The following is a 2430-nucleotide window of genomic DNA, read 5'->3' on the forward strand; positions in this document are numbered from 1 at the left end:
GCGCCACCGACGCCTCCGGCACCGTCACCGCCGCCACCGCCGTGCAGGTGCCGGGCGTGCTGGACTCCCTCCACCCCGGCGCCGCCCGCCGCACCCTCGGCCCCACCTGGCACCGCGGGCGCCCCTCCCTGGCGCTGTGGGCGCCCACCGCGCGCAGCGTCACCGTGCACGTCTCCGACCCCCGCACCGGGGCCCGGACGGCCAGCGCGCCGCTGCGGGCGGACCGCGACGGCGTCTGGTCGGTCACCGGCGAGCGCCGCTGGAAGGACGCCGCCTACCTCTTCGAGGTCGAGGTGTTCGTGCCCGAGACCGGACGGGTGGAGCGCAACCTCGTCACCGACCCCTACAGCGTCGGGCTCACCGCGAACTCCGGGCAGAGCCTGCTGCTCGACCTCGACGACGCCGCCCTCACCCCGAAGGGCTGGGACCGGCTGCGCAAACCCGCCCTCGCCCAGCCCGAGGACCTGTCGATCTACGAGCTGCACGTGCGGGACTTCTCCATCACCGACACCACCGTGCCCGCCGCGCACCGCGGCACCTACGCGGCGTTCACCGACACCCGCAGCGACGGGATGCGCCACCTGCGCGAGCTCGCCGACTCCGGGCTGCGCGCCGTGCACCTGCTGCCCGTCAACGACATCTCCACCGTCGAGGAGCGCCGCTCCGCGCAGCAGCAGCCGCGGTGCGACCTGCCCGCGCTGCCCCCGGACAGCGCGCAGCAGCAGGAGTGCGTCGGCGCGGTCGCGGCGCAGGACGGGTTCAACTGGGGCTACGACCCGCTGCACTGGACGACCCCGGAGGGTTCCTACGCCACCTCCCCCGACGGCGGCGTCCGCACCCGGGAGTTCCGCGACATGGTCGCCGCGCTCAACCGCACCGGCCTGCGCGTCGTGCAGGACGTCGTCTACAACCACACCCCCGACTCCGGTCAGGGCGGGCGCAGCGACCTCGACCGCATCGTGCCCGGCTACTACCACCGCCTGGACCCCACGAGCGGCGCCGTGGAGACCTCGACGTGCTGCGCGAACACCGCACCCGAGCACACCATGATGGGCAAGCTCGTCGTGGACTCCGTCGTCACGATCGCGCGGGAGTACAAGGTCGACGGGTTCCGCTTCGACCTCATGGGCCACCACCCGAAGCAGAACGTCCTCGACGTGCGCGCCGCCCTGGACCGGCTCACCCCGCAGCGCGACGGCGTCGACGGCCGGGGGATCACCCTGTACGGCGAGGGGTGGAACTTCGGCGAGGTCGCCGACGACGCCCGCTTCGTGCAGGCCACCCAGCTCAACATGGCCGGCACCGGGATCGGCACGTTCACCGACCGGCTGCGCGACGCCGTGCGCGGCGGCGGCCCCTTCGACGAGAACCCCCGCGTGCAGGGGTTCGGCTCGGGGTTGTCCACCGACCCCAACGGCGACCCCGTCAACGGCACCCCCGAGCAGCAGCGCGAGCGGCTGCTGCTGGCGCAGGACCAGATCCGCGTCGGCCTCACCGGCAACCTCGCGGACTTCGCGTTCACCGACCGGACCGGCGCGCGGGTCACGGGCTCCCAGGTCGACTACAACGGCCAGCCCGCGGGGTACACCGCCGACCCGCAGGAGGCCGTCACCTACGTCGAGGCCCACGACAACGAAACCCTCTACGACGCCCTCGCCTACAAGCTGCCGCAGGACACCCCCGTCGCCGACCGCACCCGGATGCAGACGCTGGCCCTGGCGACCACCGCGTTCGGGCAGGGCATCTCGTTCTGGCACGCCGGCGGTGACGCGCTGCGCAGCAAGTCCCTGGACCGCAACAGCTACGACTCCGGCGACTGGTTCAACGTGCTGGACCACTCCGGCACCACCAACGGGTTCGGCCGCGGCCTGCCCCCGGCGGCGGACAACGAGGCCAAGTACCCCTTCATGCGGCCGCTGCTCGCCGACCCGGCGCTGCGCCCGTCGCCCGCGGACATCCGCACCGCGCGCGAGCGCGCCGAGGAGCTGCTCGAGATCCGCGAGAGCACCCCGCTGTTCCACCTGGGCAGCGCCGACCTCGTGCAGCGCAAGCTGTCCTTCCCCGGCAGCGGGCCGCAGCAGACGCCCGGCGTCATCGTGATGCGGATCGACGACACCGCCGGCCGCGACGTCGACCCGCGGCTGCAGGGCCTCGTGGTGGTGTTCAACGCATCCCCGCGGGCGACCACGCAGGTGGTGCCGGGCACGGCCGGGCAGCGGTTCCGGCTGCACCCGGTGCAGGCCCGCGGCGGCGACCCCGTCGTGCGGGGATCCCGGTTCGACGCGGCGAGCGGCGCGTTCACCGTGCCCGCGCGGACGGCGGCGGTGTTCCGGCTGCGCTGAGCGGGCCCGGGCGGCGGGGACGTCCCGCGCGCGGCGCGCCGGTGTCGCGCGCGGGCACGTCCCCGCCGCGCGTGCGCAGGCGCCGCAC

At 74.7% G+C, this 2430-nt stretch carries 1 protein-coding gene; it reads left to right on the forward strand.

The annotated features are described in order from the left end of the window. Window positions 1-2342 (forward strand): pullulanase-type alpha-1,6-glucosidase (gene pulA, locus ABEB16_RS17860; protein ID WP_345713568.1); only part of this gene is annotated, 2342 nt, incomplete at its 5' end. Window positions 2343-2430 lie beyond the last annotated feature (88 nt).

It is taken from the genome of Kineococcus glutinatus, from assembly GCF_039542765.1.
Taxonomy (GTDB): Bacteria; Actinomycetota; Actinomycetes; order Actinomycetales; family Kineococcaceae; genus Kineococcus_A; species Kineococcus_A glutinatus.